Origin of the sequence: Acinetobacter sp. 1130196, from assembly GCF_000588095.1 — a bacterium.
Taxonomy (GTDB): Bacteria; Pseudomonadota; Gammaproteobacteria; order Pseudomonadales; family Moraxellaceae; genus Acinetobacter; species Acinetobacter nosocomialis.
Genome location: NZ_JFWX01000116.1, coordinates 1 through 1,809 on the forward strand (window position 1 = coordinate 1; position 1,809 = coordinate 1,809).

Genomic DNA, 1,809 nt, shown 5'->3' on the forward strand with positions numbered 1-1,809 from the left:
GAAAGATTCTAAAATAAGTTCAATAGAACGAAATGAGTTACTTCAAACGGTTAAACATTTAGGCAGAACCCTATGGAAAAAATGGTCGGGTTATCACCGTCGTAGTTTGGTGGAAACCAAGATGCATTGCATCAAATTATTAGGTGATAGGCTGACGGCAAGACATTTTCAAAGTCAGGTCAATGAAATTCATGCGCGTGTGGCAGTTCTGAATAGATTTACGGAATTAGGTAGACCTCGCACCCAAGTTGTGTCTTAAATTTGAATGGATTGGGGAGAACTCAGCTTTTGAATGTTTATGCAACAAAGCCGATAAAATGGATGCATTAATTGCAAACGCAATAGAGCAGACTTCCATTCCGAAAGAAGTTTTACTTCGTAAGAAATGGTTAAATGCAATTCATCAACATGTACTTTCTAAAGGTGATGAACAAGACTTACCTGACTATTTGTTAGGTTGGCGCTATGAATTACTCACTAAACCTCTTATTGAGCTATTTACAGAAGAGAAAGCAAGTCTCTTATTTTAAATTTAAATAGGTGTTTTTAGTTTAAATACGCTTTGTATTTAGAAAATATTTTATTTGATTAATATTTATTCAACTTCTTGTATTTAATCTTGCTTTAAAAATAAGCCTTTTTATAAGGCTATCTTTATAAACTTAAATTTTTGTTTAGTTATACTTTATATCTTTAGGTTGTTTTGAACTTTAAATACTATAAATATGAGTTCATCTTAATTTTATATGATTATGCTGAATTAAATTAACTTTATGCGTGAGAAAAATTCAATTGCGTATATATATAGGTCTGTATATTCTTAGCAACAAGAAAAACAATTTCAAAATAAACAATATATAACTATAAGTTTGTTTCGGTGCAGAAATATAGAGGCCTTCTCGGGGAGAGGAGGCCTCTAATTTTATATATAAATTCTTAAAAAGTTTTTAAAATCAATAGACCTCTTGCGAAAGTAAAAACCACCTCAATCTAAATTTCATGAGATATCAGAAATTAAATCGTTTTTCAGATTCTGAATTCCAGCGCTTGGTTGGTGTACCTCGACCAGTTTTTAGTGAAATGATCGAAGTTTTAAAAGAAGTAGAATCACTTAAAAAGAAATCTGGGCGTCCTCATACTTTAGCTATAGAGGATCAATTATTATTAACACTCAATTACTTACGGAATTACAGCACTCAATTGGAGTTGGCTGCAAATTACCATATCGCTGAAAGTAATGTGAATCGAACCATTAAAAAGGTTGAAGATGCATTGATGAAATCAAGACGGTTTACTCTGCCAAAACGAAGCATTACCACAGCAGACGAACAGTTTAACTGGGTCATTATTGATGCGACAGAATGTTCAATAGAACGTCCGAAAAAAAAAATCAGAGTAAGTTCTACAGTGGTAAAAAGAAGAAACATACGCTAAAAGCACAAGTGATCTATCATCCGAACAGCAAACAAATCATAGGGCTAGATATATCGAATGGCAGTCAGCATGACATTAAATTGGCAAGAAGAACGGTTAAAAAATTCAAACATTGTAAATATGTTATGACCGATTTAGGGTACTACGGATTAGAGCAAGATGGCTTTAAATTATTGATGCCAATAAAGAAAAAGAAGAATTTACCCTTATTTGATGTTGAGAAAAAGTACAATAAAATGATTGGAAAAATACGAGTTGTGATCGAACATATTAATAGTCAATTGAAAACATTTAGAATATTAAGTGAACGCTATCGAAATAGACGGAAAAGATTCGGTTTACGCATTAACTTAATCGCTGCACTGGTAAATCGGA

The 1,809-nt window shown here is 32.3% G+C and carries 1 protein-coding gene and 2 pseudogenes; all 3 read left to right on the forward strand.

Annotated elements, in window-relative coordinates; all coding sequences use genetic code 11:
* Positions 1 to 259, forward strand: a pseudogene (locus J671_RS24695) (IS5/IS1182 family transposase); the annotation flags it as partial.
* Positions 260 to 311: 52 nt separating this feature from the next.
* Positions 312 to 530 (forward strand): annotated as a pseudogene (locus J671_RS24700) (ribonuclease D); the annotation flags it as partial.
* A 469-nt stretch (positions 531 to 999) separates the two neighbouring features.
* Positions 1,000 to 1,809 (forward strand): IS5-like element ISAba27 family transposase gene (locus J671_RS25725; protein WP_155765201.1). Its coding sequence is split into 2 segments (ribosomal slippage), with 808 coding nucleotides annotated over them: positions 1,000 to 1,380 and positions 1,383 to 1,809; the frame shifts between segments, so codons are not numbered across the junction. This gene is flagged as partial in the annotation.